The sequence below is a fragment of the Variovorax sp. CF079 genome (genome assembly GCF_900101545.1).
In the GTDB taxonomy this organism is placed as follows: domain Bacteria; phylum Pseudomonadota; class Gammaproteobacteria; order Burkholderiales; family Burkholderiaceae_C; genus Variovorax.
Window position 1 is genome coordinate 205,019 of the sequence record NZ_FMZU01000004.1, and the last position, 18,010, is coordinate 223,028.

Here is an 18,010-nt window from a genome sequence, read left to right on the forward strand (position 1 = left end):
GCAGTGGAACAGGCATGGACCCATACGACGGTTTTGTTGAAGGAAGCGGTGGAAGCCCTCCTTCCCGATGCGTCGCGGGCCTCCGGCACCTACGTGGATGCCACCTTCGGCCGCGGCGGCCATTCGCGCGCCATCCTCGAGAGGCTGGCGCCGGCCGGCCGGCTGATCGCGTACGACAAGGACGCGGAAGCGGTGGCCGAAGCAGCGCGCATCGAGGATGCGCGTTTTTCCATCCGGCACCAGGGTTTCAAGGACGTGGGGGAACTGCCGCCGGCGAGTGTGGCCGGCCTGCTGATGGACCTCGGCATCAGCTCCCCCCAGATCGACAACCCCGCACGGGGTTTTTCTTTTCGTTTCGACGGCCCGCTCGACATGCGCATGGACACCACGCGCGGCGAGAGCGTGGCCGAATGGCTGGCAACGGCCGAACCACAGCAGATTGCGGAGGTGATTCGTGACTATGGCGAGGAACGGTTTGCTGTTCAGATTGCAAAGGCGATTGCAGCTCGCCGACAAGAACGGGGCGCAATTTCAACCACCGCCGAGCTGGCCGAGCTCGTGGCTGGCGCGGTCAAAACCCGCGAGCCGGGCCAGAACCCTGCAACGCGCACATTTCAGGCTCTTCGGATTTTCATCAACGCCGAGCTTGAAGAGCTGCAACAGGCGCTAGAAGCGAGCCTTACCGTGCTGCAACCCCAAGGCCGGCTCGCGGTGATCAGCTTCCACTCGCTGGAAGACCGCATCGTGAAGCAGTTCATCGCCAAGCATTCGCGCGAGGTCTACGACCGCCGCGCGCCTTTTGCTGCACCGAAGGCGATGAAGCTGAAGGCTTTGGGACGCGTCAAGCCGTCGAAGGCCGAGGTGGACGGCAACCCCCGCGCGCGCAGCGCGATCCTGCGCGTCGCCGAGCGCACGGAAGCCTGAACATGGCCCGCCTCAACCTGCTGCTGCTCATGGCCGTGCTGGCCTCGGCGATCTACCTGGTGCACACGCAGTATCTGTCGCGCCAGCTGTTCACCGAGCTGCACCGCGTGCAGAACGAGGCGCGCCGGCTCGAGCTCGACCATGACCGGCTGCAGGTCGAGAAGCGCGCGCAGGCAACGCCGCTGCGCGTGGAGAAGCTGGCCAAGGAGCAGCTCAGGATGCGCACGACCACGCCGGCCATCACCCAGTACGTGCGGCAGGACGGCACCGTGATCCCGGCGGTTGCAGCGGTGCCCGCGGCTGCAGCCGCGCCAACGCCGGCCTCGCCGGCGCGTGCGGCGACGACGCGGAGGGCCACGCCATGAGTCGCCGCAGCAGCCGCAGCGTGCAATACACGACCAGCCCCTTGCTCGCGAGCAAGACGCCGGTTTGGCGCAGCAAGTTCATCGTGGCCGGCATCGCCTTCGGCTTCCTGGTGCTGGCCGGCCGCGCGGCCTACGTGCAGGTGATCGGCAACGATTTCTTCCAGCGCCAGGGCGAGGTGCGCTTCACGCGCACGCTGGAGCTGCCGGCCAACCGCGGCCGCATCCTCGATCGCAACGGGCTCTTGCTCGCCTCCAGCGTGGTGGCGCCCAGCATCTGGGCGATTCCGGAGGACATCGAGCGCGACGACCCCGAGGTCAAGGCCAAGCTCAAACAGGTCGCCAGGCTGCTGGAGATGACGCAGAAGGACTTCGACAAGAAGCTGGAGGACGAGGACAAGACCTTCGTCTGGATCAAGCGGCAGGTCGACGAGCCCATCGCCAAGCGCATCGCCGAGCTCAACATCAAGGGCATCTACCAGCGCAAGGAATACAAGCGCCAGTACCCCGAGGGCGAGGCGGCCGCGCACGTGGTGGGCTTCACCAACGTCGAGGACAACGGCCAGGAAGGCATCGAGCTCGCGTTCAACAAGGAGCTGGCCGGCAAGGCGGGCGCGCGCCGCGTCATCAAGGACCGGCTCGGCCGCGTGGTCGAGGGCGTGGGCGAGCAGATCCCGCCGGTCGACGGCCGCGACATCCAGTTGAGCGTCGACAGCAAGGTGCAGTTCTTCGCCTACCAGAAGCTGCGCGATGCGGTGACGGCCAACAAGGCCAAGGCCGGCAGCGTGGTGGTGCTCGACGCCGTCACCGGCGAGGTGCTGGCGCTGGCCAACTACCCGAGCTACGTGCCCGACAAGCGGCAGAACCTCACTGGCGAGCAGCTGCGCAACCGCGCGCTCACCGACACCTTCGAGCCCGGCTCGACGATGAAGCCGATCACGGTCGCGATGGCGCTCGAAGCCGGCCGCATCAAGCCGCAGACGCTGATCGAAACCGGCCCCGGCCGATTCAGCATCGGTGGCTTCACCATCAGCGACACCCACAACTACGGCACGCTGACGGTCGAGGGCGTGATCCAGAAGTCGAGCAACGTCGGCGCGCTCAAGATCGCGCAGAAGATGAGCCCGCACGAGATGTGGGACACCTACACGGCGCTCGGCTACGGCCAGAAGCCCCAGCTGCAGTTCCCCGGTGCGGTGACGGGGCGGCTGCGGCCCTGGAAGAGCTGGCGCCCGGTCGAGCAGGCCACCATGGCCTACGGCTACGGCCTGTCGGCCTCGCTGTTCCAGATGGCGCATTCCTACACCTCCTTCGCGCACGACGGGCAGATCATTCCCGCGACCATCCTCAAGAGTCCCGACCCGGCGGTGGGCGTGAAGGTGTTCTCGCCGCAGAACGCGCTCGCGGTGCGCAAGATGCTGCAGATGGCGGCCGGTCCCGGCGGCACCGGCCAGCGCGCGCAGACCATCGGCTACTCGGTGGGCGGCAAGTCCGGCACCGCGCACAAGCAGGTCGGCAAGGGCTACGCGAGCAACAAGTACCGTTCTTGGTTCACCGGCATGGCACCGATCGAGAAACCGCGCATCATCGTGGCGGTGATGATCGACGAGCCGAGCGCCGGCCAGTATTTCGGCGGCCTGGTGGCAGCGCCCGTGTTCAGCGAGGTCGTGCAGCAGACGCTGCGCATGATGAACGTCCCGCCCGACATGGCAGTCAAACCGCTGGTCGTGACCAACGGCGTGGAAGAGAGCTTCTGATGCTGACGCTGCACAGTCCCCTCGAGGCCGCCGGCTGGCTCAAGGCCCGCGTGCGCGGCGTGCTGCATGCCGACAGCCGGGCGGTGGGCGCGGGCGACGGTTTCGTCGCCTGGCCCGGCGCGGCCACCGACGGCCGGCGGCATGTCGCGGCCGCGCTGGCGCAGGGCGCCGCGGCCTGCCTGGTCGAAGCCGAAGGCGTCGAGGCCTTCGGCTTCGAAGGCGAGACCATTGCGCGCTACGTCGGCCTCAAGGCCGCGACCGGGCCGATCGCGGCGGCCTACCACGACGATCCTTCGACCCGGCTTGACGTGCTTGCTGTCACCGGCACCAACGGCAAGACCTCCACCGCCTGGTGGCTGGCGCAGGCTCTCTCGGTCCGCTCGCCCTGTGCCGTGATGGGCACGCTGGGCATCGGCGTGCCGCCGGACCTGAGCTATACCGGCCTGACCACGCCCGACCCGGTGATGCTGCAGCGCGAGCTGCGCAACTACGCGGACCGCGGCTTCGGCGCCTGCGCGATCGAGGCCTCCTCGATCGGCATCGCGGAGCGCCGGCTCGACGGCACGCGGATCGCGGTCGCGGTGTTCACCAATTTCACGCAGGACCATCTCGACTACCACGGCAGCATGGATGCCTACTGGCAGGCCAAGGCCGAGCTGTTCGGCTGGCCGGGCCTGCGCGCCGCGGTGGTCAACATCGACGACGTGCACGGCGCCAGCCTGGTCGCGAACCTGATCGAGCGCGGCGTCGGCGCGCTCGACGTCTGGACCGTGTCGGCCGCCGGCGCGCCGGCCCGCCTCCGGGCGACGGAGATCGGCTACGACGCGCAGGGCCTGCAGTTCTCGGTGGTCGAGCAGGGCGTGCCGGCCGAACACCTGAAGACGCAGCTGATCGGCCAGTACAACGTCGCGAACCTGCTGGGCGTGCTGGGCACGCTGCGCGCGCTCGGGCTGTCGCTGAAGGAAGCGGTGGCGGCCTGCGCGCGGCTCGACAGCGTGCCGGGCCGCATGGAGCGCGTCGCCATCGCGGGCCAGCCGCTGGCGGTGGTCGACTACGCGCACACGCCCGACGCGCTCGACAAGGCGCTAGCTGGCCTGCGTCCGCTGGCGCGGCTGCGCGGCGGGCAGCTCTGGTGCATGTTCGGCTGCGGCGGCGACCGCGACACCGCCAAGCGGCCCATGATGGCCGCGGTGGCCGAAAAGCAGGCCGACCGCGTGGTCCTGACCAGCGACAACCCGCGCAGCGAGAAGCCCAACGCCATCATCAGCCAGATCCTCCTCGGGCTCGCGCGTCCCGAGGCAGCCCAGGTCGAGCCCGACCGCGCGAAGGCGATCCGCGAGACGCTGGCTCAGGCCGCGCCCGAAGACGTGGTGTTGCTGGCCGGGCGCGGCCACGAGGCCTGGCAGGAAATCGCCGGCGAGCGCATCGCGTTTTCCGATCGAACGCATGCGATCGAAGCCTTGACGCTAAGGAGTGGCGCATGAGCGTTCATCAGCCAGGAACACCCATGATGACGCTCGGCCAGGCGCAGGCCTGGATTCCGGGCGCGCGCCTGGTCGGCGATCCCGCCACGCCCATCTCGCGCGTGCACACCGACACGCGCACGCTGGCGGCCGGCGACCTGTTCGTCGCCCTCAAGGGCGAACGCTTCGACGCCAACGACTTCCTGGCCGATGCGCGCGCGCGCGGCGCGGTCGCTGCGATCGCGCACCGCGGACTGGCGGCCGCCGGGCTGCCGGGGCTCGAGGTGCCGGACACGCTGGCTGCGCTCGGCGCCCTGGCTGCGGGCTGGCGCGCGCAGTTCGAGCTGCCGCTGGTCGCGGTCACCGGCAGCAACGGCAAGACCACCGTCACGCAGATGATTGCGTCGATCCTGCGCGCCGCCGGTGCCGAGCGCGCGCTCGCGACGGCCGGCAACTACAACAACGAGATCGGCGTGCCGCTGACGCTGCTGCGCCTGCGCGAACAGCACCAGCTCGCGGTGGTCGAGCTCGGCATGAACCACCCGGGCGAGATCGCGCGGCTGGCGGCGATTGCGCGTCCCACCATCGCGCTGGTCAACAACGCGCAGCGCGAGCACCTGGAATTCATGGCGAGCGTCGACGCGGTGGCGCGCGAGAACGGCGCGGCGATCAGCGCGCTGCCGGACAGCGGCACCGCCGTGTTCCCCTACGGCGACGCCTTCACCTCGCTGTGGAACGAAATGGCGCACGAGGGTGCATCGCGCCGCTGCCTGACCTTCGGCGAGCGGCCCGACGCGGACATCGCGCTGGCCGGCGCCGAATGGCGGGGAGACGCCTGGCGCTTCGAGGCGCGCACGCCGCTCGGCGACATCAAGTCCACCCTGCGGATCGCCGGCCGGCACAACGTGGTCAATGCGCTCGCCGCCGTGGCCTGCTCGCTCGCCAGCGGCGTGTCGCTCGAGAAGATCGCCGAGGGGCTGGCTGCGTTCGAGCCGGTCAAGGGGCGCTCGAAGGCCACCGAGCTGCGTTTCGCGGGTCGGCACACGATCACGCTGGTCGACGACAGCTACAACGCCAACCCCGACTCGGTGCGCGCCGCGATCGATGTGTTGAGCGGCCTGCCGGGCCCGCGCCTCCTGGTGCTGGGCGACATGGGCGAGGTCGGCGACCAGGGACCGCAATTCCACGCCGAGGTCGGTGCATGGGCGAGCCAGCGCGGCATCGAAACACTTTTCGCGCTCGGCCGCGAATCGGCGCACGGCATCGCGGCCTTCAAGGCCGCCGGCGGCGGCGAGGCCCGGCATTTCGACGACATCGCGGCACTAAACGCGGCGGTCCTGGCGCAGGTGCCGCGCACGGCCAGCATGCTGGTCAAGGGCTCGCGCTTCATGCAGATGGAGCGTGTGGTGCAGGCCGTCGCGGCGGCTGCCAAAGAACAACAAGACAAGGAGGGCAGCCAATGAACCCGGCCTGCGCATCATGCTAGTGAGCCTCGCCCTGTGGCTGCAGACGCTCTCGCCGGAGTTCGGCTTCCTGCGCGTCTTCCAGTATCTGACCTTCCGCGCGCTGATGGCCGCGCTGACCGCGCTGCTGGTCGGCCTCCTGGCCGGGCCCTACGTGATCCGCCGCCTTGCCGCGCTCAAGATCGGCCAGCCGATACGCGGCTACGGCATGGAGACGCACCTGACCAAGAGCGGCACGCCAACTATGGGCGGCGTGCTGGTGCTGTTCTCGATCGCCTTCGCGACGCTGCTGTGGTTCGACCCGTCCAACCGCTTCGTCTGGATCGTGCTGTGGGTCACGCTGGGCTTCGGCGCCATCGGCTGGGTCGACGACTGGCGCAAGGTGGTGCGCAAAGATCCGGAAGGCATGCGTTCGCGCGAGAAGTACTTCTGGCAATCGGTGGTCGGGCTGGTGGCGGGCTTCTACCTGCTGTTCAGCATCTCCGAAAGCTCCAACTGGCGCGTGCTCGAGCTGTTCTACAGCTGGGTCGGCTCGGGCTTCGACCTCGACTTTCCGCCCAAGATCAACCTCCTGGTGCCCTTCTTCAAGGAAGTGAGCTACCCGCTCGGCGGCATCGGCTTCGTGATCCTGACCTACCTCGTGATCGTCGGCGCCAGCAACGCGGTGAACCTGACCGACGGGCTCGACGGCCTGGCGATCATGCCGGTGGTGATGGTCGGCTCCGCCCTGGGCGTGTTCGCCTACGTGACCGGCAGCGCGGTCTATTCCAAGTACCTGCTGTTCCCGCACATCCCGGGCTCGGGCGAACTGCTGGTGTTCTGCTCGGCCATGGCCGGCGCCGGGCTCGCCTTCCTCTGGTTCAACACCCATCCGGCGCAGGTCTTCATGGGCGATGTGGGCGCGCTCGCGCTGGGCGGCGCGCTCGGCACCATCGCGGTGATCGTGCGCCAGGAAATCGTGTTCTTCGTCATGGGCGGCATCTTCGTGGTCGAGGCGATCTCGGTGATGGCGCAGGTGACCTACTTCAAGTACACCAAGAAGCGCTTCGGCGAAGGCCGCCGCGTGCTCAAGATGGCGCCCTTGCACCACCACTTCGAGAAGAGCGGCTGGCGCGAGACGCAGGTCGTGGTGCGTTTCTGGATCATCACCATGCTGTTGTGCCTGGTGGGTCTTTCCACCTTGAAGCTGCGGTAGGACACATGCGGCATCTTCAAGACCAACACGTGCTGATCCTGGGCCTGGGCGCCTCGGGACTGGCGATGGCGCGCTGGTGCGCGCGCCATGGCGCCAGGCTGACCGTGGCCGACACCCGCGAGGCGCCGCCGCAGCGCGATGCGCTGCTTGCCGAGCTGCCCGAAGCGGATTTTGTCGGCGGGCCGTTCTCGGCCGCACTGGTCGAAGGCACGTCGGTGCGCGCCGTCTATCGCTCGCCGGGCCTGTCGCCGGCTTCGATCGCGGTGGTGGTCGATGCGGCGCGCGCCATGGGCCTTCCCGTGGGCGGCGAGCTCGATCTGTTCGCGCAGGCGCTGGCGGACCTGCGCACCGTGGAAGCTGCCGACGCAGTTGATGCGCCGGTGGAAGAGGCCGAGCCGGCGCCGGTGTCGCCGCCGCAGGAGCAGGAAGCCGAATCCGCCGCTATCGAGGACGACGACGACGACGCCGAAGCGCCGACCCCGATCCTCGTGCCCGTCCCGCCGGCGCCCCAGGGCTACACGCCGGCGGTGCTGGCCGTGACCGGCACCAATGGCAAGACGACGGTCACCGCGCTCGCCGGCCAACTGGTGGAACGCGCCGGCAAGACGGTCGCGGTGGCCGGCAACATCGGCCCCACCTTGCTCGACACGCTGGCCGCGCACCTCGACGCCGGCACGCTGCCCGAGGTGTGGGTGCTCGAGCTCTCGAGCTTCCAGCTCGACGGCGTGCAGGGCTTCGAGCCGACCGCGGCCGCGGTGCTCAACCTGACGCAGGACCACCTCGACTGGCATGGCGACATGGCTTCTTACGCAGCGGCCAAGGCGCGTATCTTCGGCGCCAAGGGCACCATGGTGCTCAATCGCGAGGACGAGGCGGTGATGGCGATGCGGCCCGCGCCGGTGAAGCTGGCGAAGGGCCAGTCGCCGCGCAGCATCGTCACGTTCGGCGTCGGCATGCCGCTGCGTCCCGGCGACTACGGGCTCGAACGGCTGAATGGAATGCCCTGGCTGGTGCGCGCGCTGGAAGCCGACGAGACGCAGAAGCGCAAGCGCGGCGCCGCGGCCGAAGAGGAAGAGATCCACATCCAGCGCCTGATGCCGGCCGATGCGCTGCGCATCCGCGGCCGGCACAACGCCCTCAACGCCCTGGCGGCGCTCGCGCTCGCCGCCGCGGCCGGCTGCCAGCTCGCGCCCATGCTCTACGGCCTGCGCGAATACCGTGGCGAGCCGCATCGGGTCGAGCCGGTCATGATCGTCGACGAGGTCGAGTATTTCGACGACAGCAAGGGCACCAACGTGGGCGCGACGGTCGCGGCCCTGATCGGGCTGGGCGAAGAGCGCCGCCTGGTCGTGATCCTCGGCGGCGAGGGCAAGGGCCAGGACTTCGCGCCGCTCGCGGAACCGGTGCGCCAGTACGTGCGCGCCGTGGTGCTGATCGGCCGCGACGCGCCGCTGATCGAGGCGGCGCTGGCATCGACCGGCGTGCCGCTGCTGCCCGCCGCCTCGCTGCCCGAGGCCGTGACGCTGGCCGCCGGCCGCGCGCATCCCGGCGATGCCGTGCTGCTGTCGCCGGCCTGCGCGAGCTTCGACATGTTCAAGGACTACGAACACCGCGCGACGGTGTTCTGCGAGGCGGTGCAGGAACTCGCCGAGGCACCGCGGGGCACCGGCGGGGAGGAGCTCGCATGAGCACGACCGCCGCAGCCACCCCCAACAAGACGAGCCGCTTCGCCGGCTGGTTCAGCCGCGCCACGAGCGGCATCGACGCGCTGCCCATGCACCTGCCGGTGCGTCTCGGCAATGCCGGGATGACGCAGACCAAGGCGGCGCCGGTGCGCGTGCTGGGCTTCGACCAGGCGCTGGTCTGGGTCACGGTCGCCTTGCTCGCCTGGGGCCTGGTGATGGTCTATTCGGCCTCCATCGCATTGCCGGACAACCCGCGCTTCGCGCGCCAGGGCTACGGCCCGGCCTTCTTCCTCACGCGCCATGCGGCCTCGGTGGTGATCGCCTTCATCGCCGCGCTCTTGGCCTTCCAGATACCGATGGCGATCTGGGAGCGCGCGGCGCCCTGGCTCTTCGTCGCCTCGCTGCTGCTGCTGGTCGCGGTGCTGATTCCGCACATTGGCATCAACGTCAACGGCGCGCGTCGCTGGCTGCCGATGGGCTTCATGCGCTTCCAGCCTTCCGAGCTGGCTAAGCTCGCGATGATCCTCTACGCCGCCAGCTACATGGTGCGCAAGATGGAAATCAAGGAGCGCTTCTTCCGCGCCGTGTTGCCGATGGGCATCGCGGTGGTGGTGGTCGGCATGCTGGTGATGGCGGAGCCCGACATGGGCGCCTTCATGGTGATCGCGGTGATCGCGATGGGCATCCTGTTCCTCGGCGGCGTCAACGCGCGCATGTTCTTCGTGATCGCCGCGCTGGTGGTCGTCGCGTTCGGCACCATCGTGGCCACCAGTCCGTGGCGGCGCGAGCGCATCTTCGCCTACCTCGATCCGTGGAGCGAAGAGCATGCGCTGGGCAAGGGCTATCAGCTGTCGCATTCGCTGATCGCGATCGGCCGCGGCGAGATCTTCGGCGTCGGCCTCGGTGGCAGCGTCGAGAAGCTGCACTGGCTGCCCGAGGCGCACACCGACTTCCTGCTCGCGGTGATCGGCGAGGAGTTCGGCCTGGTCGGCGTGCTGCTCGCGATCGGCCTCTTCCTCTGGCTCACGCGCCGCATCATGCACATCGGCCGCCAGGCGATCGCGCTCGACCGCGTGTTCTCCGGCCTCGTGGCGCAGGGCGTCGGCATCTGGATCGGCTTCCAGGCCTTCATCAACATGGGCGTGAACCTGGGGGCGCTGCCGACCAAGGGGCTGACCTTGCCGCTGATGAGCTTCGGGGGCTCGGCCATCCTGATGAACGTAGTCGCGCTCGCGATCGTGCTGCGCATCGACTATGAGAACCGGGTGCTCATGCGCGGAGGCCGCGTATGAGCAGGACGGCACTGGTCATGGCGGGCGGCACGGGCGGGCATATCTTCCCGGGACTGGCCGTGGCCGAGGCCCTGCGCGAGCGCGGCTGGCGCGTGCACTGGCTGGGCGCGCCCGGCAGCATGGAAGAAAAGCTGGTGCCGCCGCGCGGCTTCGCCTTCGAGCCGGTGCATTTCGGCGGCGTGCGCGGAAAGGGTCCGATCACGCTGTTCCTGCTGCCGATGCGCCTCTTGCGTGCGTTTTTGCAGAGCATCGCCGTCGTTCGCCGCGTCAAGCCCGATGTGGTGGTTGGCCTCGGCGGCTACATCACCTTTCCGGGCGGCATGATGAGCGTGCTGCTCAACAAGCCGCTGGTGCTGCACGAGCAGAACTCGGTCGCCGGGCTCGCCAACAAGGTGCTTGCCAGCGTCGCGGACCGCGTCTTCACCGCGTTCCCGAACGTGATGAAGAAAGCCCAGTGGGTCGGCAACCCGCTGCGCGCGGCCTTCACTTCGCAGCCCGACCCGGCCACGCGCTTCGCGGGCCGCAGCGGTCCGCTCAAGCTGCTGGTCGTCGGCGGCAGCCTGGGCGCGAAGGCGCTCAACGCCGTCGTGCCGAAGGCGCTCGCGCGCATCGCACCCGAGCAGCGTCCGACGGTCACGCACCAGAGCGGCGCCAAGCAGATCGACGAGCTGCGCGCCAACTATGCGGCTGCTGGCGTCGAAGGCGAGCTCACCCCTTTCATCGAAGACACCGCAAGCGCCTATGCCGACGCCGACCTGATCGTCGCGCGCGCCGGCGCGAGCACCGTCACCGAAATCGCGGCCGTCGGCGCAGCAGCGCTGTTCGTGCCATTTCCATCCGCCGTGGACGACCACCAGACCACCAATGCGCGCTTTCTTGTCGACGCAGGCGGCGGCTGGCTCGTTCAGCAAACCGAATTGACTCCCGAATTGTTGGCCGACTTGCTACAGAAAACCGGGCGCCCTGCGCTCATGGAACGCGCCGTGAAGGCCAAGACGATGCAGAAAACCGAGGCGGTCAACGTGCTCGTGCAGGCCTGTGAGGAGCTTGTCAAATGAAGCACGCAATTCGTCATATCCACTTCGTCGGTATCGGCGGCTCCGGCATGAGCGGCATCGCCGAGGTGTTGTTCAACCTGGGCTACAAGATCACCGGCTCCGACCTGGCCGACAGCGCGACGCTCAAGCGGCTCGCGGGGCTGGGCATCACCACCTTCGTGGGCCACGACGCGGCGAACATCGCGGGCGCCGACGCGGTCGTGACTTCCACCGCCGTGAATGCCGACAACCCCGAGGTGGTCGCCGCGCGCGAGAAGCGCATCCCTGTCGTGCCGCGGGCGCTGATGCTGGCCGAGCTGATGCGGCTCAAGCAGGGCATCGCGATCGCCGGCACGCACGGCAAGACCACGACGACCAGCCTGGTCGCGAGCGTGCTCGCGGCGGCAGGGCTCGATCCGACCTTCGTCATCGGCGGCCGGCTCAACAGCGCGGGCGCCAATGCGCAGCTCGGCAGCGGCGACTACATCGTGGTCGAGGCCGACGAGTCGGACGCTTCTTTCCTGAACCTGCTGCCGGTGATGGCGGTGGTCACGAACATCGATGCCGACCACATGGAGACCTACGGGCACGATTTCGCGAAGCTCAAGAAGGCTTTCGTCGATTTCCTGCATCGCATGCCTTTCTATGGCACGGCGATCCTCTGCACCGACGATCCGGCGGTGCGCGAGATCGTGACCGAGGTGTCCTGCCCGGTCACCAGCTACGGCTTCAGCGAGGACGCGCAGGTGCGTGCGGTCAACGTGCGCGCGGTCGGCGCGCAGATGCACTTCACCGCGCAGCGGCGCAACGGCGTTACGCTGCCGGACCTGGACATCGTGCTGAACCTGCCCGGCGAGCACAACGTGCGCAATGCGCTGTCAGTGATCGCGGTGGCGGTCGAGCTCAACGTACCCGACGAGGCGGTGCAGCGCGGCCTGGCCGACTTCAAGGGCGTGGGCCGGCGCTTCCAGCGCTACGGCGAGGTCAAGCTGCCGCGCGCACACGGGCCCGGCAGCTTCACGCTGATCGACGATTACGGCCACCACCCGGTCGAGATGGCGGCCACCATCGCCGCCGCGCGCGGCGCTTTCCCGGGGCGGCGCCTGGTGCTGGCTTTCCAGCCGCACCGCTTCACGCGCACGCGCGACTGCTTCGAGGATTTCGTCAAGGTCATCGGCGCGGCCGACGCGGTGCTGCTGGGCGAGGTCTATGCGGCCGGTGAAGCGCCGATCGTGGCCGCCGACGGCCGCTCGCTGGCACGCGCGCTGCGCGTGGCGGGCAAAGTGGAGCCGGTGTTCGTCGACGAGATCGCGGACATGCCGCAGGCCATCCTCGACAACGCGCGCGAGGGCGACGTGGTGATCTGCATGGGTGCGGGCTCGATCGGCGCCGTGCCCGCCAAGGTGGTCGAGCTCGGCGGCGCGGCCTCTTCCAAGAAGTCGGAGCGCTTCACGCGCGAAGGGAGAGCACTGTGAACCCGCAGGACTTCGGCAAGGTGGCCGTGCTTTTCGGCGGCACGTCGGCCGAACGCGAGATTTCCATCATGTCGGGCACCGGCGTGCTGGAGGCACTGCGCTCGCGCGGCGTCGACGCCCACGCCTTCGATCCGGCCGAGCGCGAGCTGGTCGAGCTCAAGCACGAAGGCTTCGCACGCTGCTTCGTCGTACTGCATGGCCGACACGGCGAGGACGGCACGGTGCAGGGCGCGCTGGAACTGCTCGGCATTCCCTACACCGGCTCCGGCGTGATGGCCTCGAGCGTGGCGATGGACAAGGTCATGACCAAGCGCATCTGGCAGGCCGACGGCCTGCCGACGCCGCGCTATGTGCGCCTGGCCTTCGACCAGCAGAGCCGCGAGCAGGTGCTGGCCGTGCCCGACGTGCTGGGGCTGCCGCTGATCGTGAAGCCGCCGCGCGAGGGTTCCTCCATCGGCGTGACCAAGGTCGAGGGCTACTCGCAGATGCAGGACGCCGTGACGCTGGCCGTCGGCTACGACACCGACGTGCTCTGCGAGGAGTTCATCGAGGGCGAGGAAGTCACCTGCGCCGTGCTCGGCGGCGGCCTCGGCGCCGAGGCGCTGCCGGTGGTGCGCATCGCCGCGCCCGAGGGCGCCTACGACTACCAGAACAAGTACTTCACCGACGACGTGAAGTACCACTGCCCGAGCGGCCTGTCCGATGCGGAGGAGCAGGAGATCCGGCGCATCACGCTGGCGGCCTACCACCAGCTCGGCTGCCGCGGCTGGGGCCGCGCCGACCTGATGATCCGCGCCAGCGACCGCAAGCCCTTCCTGCTGGAGATGAACACCTCGCCCGGCATGACCACCCATTCGCTGGTGCCCATGTCGGCGCGCGCGGCCGGCATCTCCTACGAGGACCTGTGCCTGCGCGTGCTGGCATCGGCCACCCTGGACTCGAAAGCGGAGGTCTGATGGCTGCCAGCATCCCCGTGCCCTTCGACGTCAAGCTCATGAACGTGACCGCGACCCTGGTGTACGCGTTGTTCGCGCTCGTGTTGCTGGCGGCGGGCGCATGGTGGGTGCTGCGCCAGCCCTTCTTCCCGCTGGCCGGCATCAAGGTCGACGGCGAGGTCACGCACAACAACGCGGTCACGTTGCGCGCCAACGTCGCGCCGCAGCTGGCGGGCAACTTCTTCACGGTCGACCTGGCGCGCGCGCGTGCCGCCTTCGAGGCCGTACCGTGGGTGCGCAAGGCGGTGGTGCGGCGCGAGTTCCCGAACAAGCTGCGCGCCACCCTCACCGAGCATGTGCCGGTGGCGCACTGGGGCGATGAGGCGCAATCGCGCCTCATCAACGGCTTCGGCGAAGTGTTCGAGGCCAACGTGGCCGAGGTCGACGACAGCCTGCCGCGGCTGGACGGGCCGACCGAGCAGTCCGGCCAGGTGCTGGGCATGTACCGCGTGCTGCAGCCGCTGTTTGCGCCCTACGAGCTGTCGCTCGACACGCTCGCGCTGTCGAGCCGCGGCAGCTGGCGCGCGGTGCTGGACACCGGCGCCGCGATCGAACTCGGCCGCGGGCAGAGCGAGGAAGTGGCGGCGCGCACGCAGCGTTTTCTGGTCACGGTGGCGCCGGTCGCGCGGCAGTACGGGCGCACGGTCGCTTCGGTCGAGGGCGCCGACCTGCGGCACAACGAAGGCTACGCGCTGCGCTTGCGCGGTGTCACCACGGTCGTCACCGACCCCAAGAAGAAATAGGAACTGAGGAAGCTTCATGTCCAAGGAATACAAAGACCTGGTTGTCGGACTCGACATCGGCACCGCCAAGGTGATGGCGGTGGTGGCCGAAGTGCTGCCCAACGGCGAGCTCAAGCTGGCCGGGCTCGGCATTGCGCCCAGCAACGGGCTCAAGCGCGGCGTGGTGGTGAACATCGACGCCACCGTGCAGAGCATCCAGCAGGCGCTCAAGGAAGCCGAGCTGATGGCCGACTGCAAGATCAGCCGCGTCTACACCGGCATCACCGGCAGCCACATCCGCGGCATCAACTCGAGCGGCATGGTCGCGGTCAAGGACAAGGAAGTCACGCAGGCGGACGTGGCCCGCGTGGTGGAGACGGCGCGCGCGATCAACATCTCGAGCGACCAGCGCCTGCTCTTGGTGGAGCCGCAGGAGTTCGTGATCGACGGCCAGGACGTGAAGGAGCCGATCGGCATGAGCGGCATGCGTCTCGAGGCCAAGGTGCACATCGTCACCGGCGCCCAGAGCGCGGCCGAGAACATCATCAAGTGCGTGCGCCGCTGCGGCCTGGAGGTCGACCAGCTGATGCTGAACCCGCTGGCCTCCAGCCTGGCGGTGCTGACCGAGGACGAGCGCGAGCTGGGCGTGGTGCTGGTCGATATCGGCGCCGGCACCACCGACGTCGCGATCTTCACCAACGGTGCGATCCGCCACACGGCGGTGATCCCGATCGCCGGCGACCTGATCACCAGCGACATCGCGATGGCGCTGCGCACGCCGACCAAGGACGCCGAGGACATCAAGGTCGAGAACGGCTATGCCAAGCAGCTATTGGCCGATCCGGACACGCAGGTCGAGGTGCCCGGCCTGGGCGACCGCGGGCCGCGCATGCTGAGCAAGCAGGCGCTGGCCGGCGTGATCGAGCCGCGGGTGGAAGAGATCTTCTCGCTGGTGCAGCAGGTGGTGCGCGAGTCGGGCTACGAAGAGGTGCTCTCCTCGGGCGTGGTTCTGACCGGCGGCAGCGCCGTGATGCCCGGTATGGTCGAGCTCGGCGAAGACATCTTCCTGAAGCCGGTGCGGCGCGGCATCCCGAAGTATTCGAGCGCGTTGTCGGACATGGTGGCGCAGCCGCGCGCCGCGACCGTGATGGGCCTGCTCGAGGAGGCGCGCTATGCGCGGCTGCGCGGCTTCAAGGTGGCGCAGAAGAACGGCTCTGTCAAGACGGCCTTCGGACGCTTCAAGGACTTCATCGTGGGGAACTTCTGATCATGAACTTCTACCCACTTTGGTTGGCACGCGGAAGTCCTCAACGTCATTTCAACGAGCGATGGCGACGAACCGGCCCACCGTTCGATCGTTGACGGTTCCCTAGAAAAAATTCACTCATACATACACGGCAACTGCAAATATTCAAGGAGTCAGAAATGGCCATCGAAATGATCGAAATCGAAGAGTTCAACCTAGGCACGCAGATCAAGGTGATCGGCGTCGGAGGCGGCGGCGGCAATGCGGTCGCGCACATGATGGAGCGCGGCGTGCAGGGCGTTCAGTTCGTCTGCGCCAACACCGACGCGCAGGCGCTCTCGCGCAGCAACGCGCACAAGACCATCCAGCTCGGTACCAACGGGCTGGGCGCCGGCAGCAAGCCCGAGAAGGGGCGCGATGCTGCGGAAGCCGCGATCGACGACATCCGCGAAGCCATCGCCGGCGCGCACATGCTGTTCATCACGGCCGGCATGGGCGGCGGCACCGGCACCGGCGCGGCGCCGGTGATCGCGCGCGTGGCCAAGGAGATGGGCATTCTCACCGTGGGCGTGGTGACCAAGCCCTTCGACTGGGAAGGCGGCCGCCGCATGACCAACGCCGATGCCGGCCTGGCCGAGCTCGAGGCGAATGTCGATTCGCTGATCGTGGTGCTCAATGAGAAGCTGCTCGACGTGCTGGGCGAGGACGTCACGCAGGACGAGGCCTTTGCGCATGCCAACGACGTGCTCAAGAACGCGGTCGGCGGCATCTCGGAAATCATCAACGAGTACGGCGGCGTGAACGTCGACTTCGAAGACGTGCGCACCGTGATGGGCGAGCCCGGCAAGGCCATGATGGGCACCGCCGCGGCCGCCGGCCCGGACCGCGCGCGCATCGCCGCCGAACAGGCCGTGGCCTGCCCGCTGCTCGAAGGCATCGACCTCTCGGGCGCCAAGGGCGTGCTGGTGCTGGTGACGGCGTCGAAGTCCTCGTTGAAGCTCAGCGAATCGAAGCTCGCGATGAACACCATCCGTGCCTACGCTTCGCCGGACGCGCACGTGATCTACGGCGCTGCCTACGACGACAACCTGGGCGACGAGATGCGCGTGACCGTGGTCGCGACCGGCCTCTCGCGCGCGGATGCGCGCCGCCAGGCGCCGACGCTGGAAGTGATCCGCACCGGCACCGACAACATCCCGTTCAACGTGCCGACGCTCGGCGGCGCGGGCCACGGGCATGCGAGCGGCCAGCCCAACTACGACGGCATGGCGGTGCCCAGCGTGTGGCGCACCAACCGCACCATGGCCGCTGCCAAAGTGGATGCGCTGTCCTCGGGTGGGATGGATGATTTCGAGATCCCGGCCTTTCTCCGCCGCCAGGCCGATTGACCGTCCCAGATGGCAGCTATCACGGACATAGCGAGGCGCACGGCACGCCGGGCGCCTCGCCCTCCTAAAATCGCTGCCGTGCTCCAACAACGTACCCTCAAATCCATCACCCGCGCGGTCGGCGTGGGGCTGCACAGCGGGCAGCGCGTGGAACTCACGCTCAGGCCGGCGCCCATCGATGCCGGCATCGTGTTCCGCCGCGTCGACCTGCCGGAACCGGTCGAGATCGCGATGACGGCCGAGGCCGTCACCGACACGCGGCTCGCGTCCACCGTGTCGTCCAAGGGTGCCAAGGTCCAGACCGTCGAGCACCTGATGTCGGCCTGCGCGGGCCTCGGCATCGACAACCTCCTGATCGACATCACGGCCGACGAGGTGCCGATCCTCGACGGCTCGGCATCGTCCTTCGTGTTCCTGCTGCAAAGCGCGGGCATCGAGCTGCAGAAGGCGCCGCGCCGCTTCATCCGCGTCACCAAGCCGGTCGAGGTGCGCGAAGGCGAGGGGGCCGATACCAAGTGGGCGCGGCTTTCGCCCTACCACGGCTACAAGCTCAGCTTCGAGATCGACTTCGATCATCGCGTGGTCAATTCGACCGGCCAGCGCGTCGAGTTCGACCTGGGGTCGGGCTCGTACAGCCGCGACATCGCGCGCGCGCGCACCTTCGGCTTCACCAAGGAGGTCGAGTACATGCGCTCCAAGGGCCTGGCGCTCGGCGGCGGGCTCGACAACGCGATCGTGATGGACGACACCAAGGTGCTGAATGCGGGCGGACTGCGCTACGACGACGAGTTCGTCAAGCACAAGATTCTGGACGCCATGGGCGACCTCTACGTCATCGGCCGGCCGCTGCTCGCGGCCTACAGCGCGTTCCGCTCGGGCCACGCGCTCAACAACAAGCTGCTGCGCGAACTGCTCGCGCACGAAGACGCCTACGAGATCGTCACTTTCGACGACCAGAGTCGCGCGCCGGCTGGCTTCGCCGAAGTCGCGCGCGCCTGGTAGCGCG

General features: G+C 68.5%; 15 protein-coding genes. All 15 read left to right on the plus strand.

Annotated features, from left to right (window positions below):
* Window positions 1–3: 3 nt before the first annotated feature.
* The 15 genes from rsmH to lpxC all read left to right on the plus strand — a co-directional run bounded on the left by rsmH (window position 4) and on the right by lpxC (window position 18,006).
* Window positions 4–924 (plus strand): 16S rRNA (cytosine(1402)-N(4))-methyltransferase RsmH, encoded by a 921-nt coding sequence (gene rsmH / locus BLS74_RS06945; RefSeq protein WP_093104004.1) that lies wholly within the window; start codon window positions 4–6, stop codon window positions 922–924.
* A gap of 2 nt (window positions 925–926) precedes the next feature.
* Window positions 927–1,289, plus strand: coding sequence for a cell division protein FtsL (ftsL, locus tag BLS74_RS06950; protein WP_093104006.1), 363 nt, complete (start codon window positions 927–929; stop codon window positions 1,287–1,289).
* A complete protein-coding gene (locus BLS74_RS06955) occupies window positions 1,286–3,043 on the plus strand; it encodes a peptidoglycan D,D-transpeptidase FtsI family protein (RefSeq protein ID WP_093104008.1) in 1,758 nt (585 codons plus the stop codon). The genes ftsL and BLS74_RS06955 overlap by 4 nt, the downstream gene beginning before the upstream one ends.
* Entirely contained in the window at window positions 3,043–4,527 is a 1,485-nt protein-coding gene (locus BLS74_RS06960) for a UDP-N-acetylmuramoyl-L-alanyl-D-glutamate--2,6-diaminopimelate ligase (RefSeq protein ID WP_093104009.1), read from the plus strand. The genes BLS74_RS06955 and BLS74_RS06960 overlap by 1 nt, the downstream gene beginning before the upstream one ends.
* Window positions 4,524–5,969, plus strand: coding sequence for a UDP-N-acetylmuramoyl-tripeptide--D-alanyl-D-alanine ligase (gene murF, locus BLS74_RS06965; protein WP_093104011.1), 1,446 nt, complete (start codon window positions 4,524–4,526; stop codon window positions 5,967–5,969). The genes BLS74_RS06960 and murF overlap by 4 nt, the downstream gene beginning before the upstream one ends.
* Window positions 5,970–5,985: 16 nt before the next feature.
* Window positions 5,986–7,164, plus strand: coding sequence for a phospho-N-acetylmuramoyl-pentapeptide-transferase (gene mraY / locus BLS74_RS06970; protein WP_093104012.1), 1,179 nt, complete (start codon window positions 5,986–5,988; stop codon window positions 7,162–7,164).
* A gap of 5 nt (window positions 7,165–7,169) precedes the next feature.
* Window positions 7,170–8,852 carry a UDP-N-acetylmuramoyl-L-alanine--D-glutamate ligase gene (gene murD / locus BLS74_RS06975; protein WP_093104014.1) on the plus strand — a complete coding sequence of 561 codons (1,683 nt, stop codon included), beginning with the start codon at window positions 7,170–7,172 and terminating at the stop codon, window positions 8,850–8,852.
* A complete protein-coding gene (ftsW, locus tag BLS74_RS06980) occupies window positions 8,849–10,141 on the plus strand; it encodes a putative lipid II flippase FtsW (protein WP_093104016.1) in 1,293 nt (430 codons plus the stop codon). Before murD ends, ftsW begins: the two co-directional genes overlap by 4 nt.
* Window positions 10,138–11,199 (plus strand): undecaprenyldiphospho-muramoylpentapeptide beta-N-acetylglucosaminyltransferase, encoded by a 1,062-nt coding sequence (murG, locus tag BLS74_RS06985; protein ID WP_093104017.1) that lies wholly within the window; start codon window positions 10,138–10,140, stop codon window positions 11,197–11,199. The genes ftsW and murG overlap by 4 nt, the downstream gene beginning before the upstream one ends.
* Window positions 11,196–12,653, plus strand: coding sequence for a UDP-N-acetylmuramate--L-alanine ligase (gene murC, locus BLS74_RS06990; RefSeq protein ID WP_093104019.1), 1,458 nt, complete (start codon window positions 11,196–11,198; stop codon window positions 12,651–12,653). Before murG ends, murC begins: the two co-directional genes overlap by 4 nt.
* The gene (locus tag BLS74_RS06995; protein ID WP_093104020.1) at window positions 12,650–13,609 is read left to right on the plus strand and encodes a D-alanine--D-alanine ligase; all 960 of its coding nucleotides are present in this window, start codon (window positions 12,650–12,652) and stop codon (window positions 13,607–13,609) included. The genes murC and BLS74_RS06995 overlap by 4 nt, the downstream gene beginning before the upstream one ends.
* Window positions 13,609–14,391, plus strand: coding sequence for a cell division protein FtsQ/DivIB (locus BLS74_RS07000; protein WP_093104022.1), 783 nt, complete (start codon window positions 13,609–13,611; stop codon window positions 14,389–14,391). The genes BLS74_RS06995 and BLS74_RS07000 overlap by 1 nt, the downstream gene beginning before the upstream one ends.
* A 16-nt stretch (window positions 14,392–14,407) precedes the next feature.
* The gene (gene ftsA / locus BLS74_RS07005) at window positions 14,408–15,637 is read left to right on the plus strand and encodes a cell division protein FtsA (RefSeq protein ID WP_093104023.1); all 1,230 of its coding nucleotides are present in this window, start codon (window positions 14,408–14,410) and stop codon (window positions 15,635–15,637) included.
* Between the two features lie 158 nt (window positions 15,638–15,795).
* The gene (ftsZ, locus tag BLS74_RS07010; RefSeq protein ID WP_093104025.1) at window positions 15,796–17,004 is read left to right on the plus strand and encodes a cell division protein FtsZ; all 1,209 of its coding nucleotides are present in this window, start codon (window positions 15,796–15,798) and stop codon (window positions 17,002–17,004) included.
* 78 nt (window positions 17,005–17,082) lie between these two features.
* Window positions 17,083–18,006 carry a UDP-3-O-acyl-N-acetylglucosamine deacetylase gene (lpxC, locus tag BLS74_RS07015; RefSeq protein ID WP_093104026.1) on the plus strand — a complete coding sequence of 308 codons (924 nt, stop codon included), beginning with the start codon at window positions 17,083–17,085 and terminating at the stop codon, window positions 18,004–18,006.
* The last annotated feature ends 4 nt before the right edge of the window (window positions 18,007–18,010 follow it).